The 840-nt window shown below is 68.6% G+C and carries 1 protein-coding gene; it reads right to left on the reverse strand.

Features of this window, described 5'->3' with window-relative positions; all coding sequences use genetic code 11:
* The coding region (locus tag ABD743_RS40630; protein WP_344729450.1) for an HAD family hydrolase at positions 1 to 840 on the reverse strand (840 nt) is incomplete at both ends.

Below are 840 nucleotides of genomic sequence, written 5' to 3' on the forward strand. Positions count from 1 at the left end.
GCGCCGTCCGCGGGTTGTCACCCGTGATCATCACCGTGCGGATACCCATCGCCCGCAACTCGCTGAACCGGGCGCGCATACCGGGCTTCACCACGTCCGACAACCGGATCACACCCAGCACCCGGGCTCCGGCACCGTCCGGCGAGTTCGCCTCGGCCACCACGAGCGGGGTGCCTCCGCCGTCGGAGATCTCCGCGACGATCGCGTCGATCTCCCCGGACTCCACGTGGGTCCACCCCGCCACGGCCGACCCGGCGCCCTTGCGGACCGAGCGCCCGTTCAGGTCCACACCCGACATCCGGGTCTGGGCGGTGAACGGCACGAACTCCATCACGGCCTCATCCGCCGTGGCCTCGCCCGGCAACCCGTAGTCCCGGGCACACAGCTCGACGATGCTGCGCCCCTCCGGGGTCTGGTCAGCCAGGCTGGAGAGCCGGGCGGCCTTGGCCAGGTCCTCGGCGCTCACCCCGGAGATCGGGACCAGCTCGGTGGCCTGCCGGTTGCCGAAGGTGATCGTGCCCGTCTTGTCCAGCAGCAGCGTGTCGATATCCCCCGCGGCCTCGACCGCACGACCCGACGTGGCCAGCACGTTGCGCTGCACCAACCGGTCCATACCCGCGATACCGATCGCCGAGAGCAACGCACCGATCGTCGTCGGGATCAGACACACCAACAACGCGGTCAACACGATCAGCGACTGGTTCACCCCCGCATAGGTGGACATCGGCGCCACCGCCACCACGGCCAGCAGGAAGATGATCGTCAACACCGCCAACAAGATCGTCAACGCGATCTCATTCGGCGTCTTCTGCCGCGACGCACCCTCGACCAGAGCGATCA

Source organism: Pseudonocardia yunnanensis, assembly GCF_039534065.1.
GTDB lineage: Bacteria > Actinomycetota > Actinomycetes > Mycobacteriales > Pseudonocardiaceae > Pseudonocardia > Pseudonocardia yunnanensis.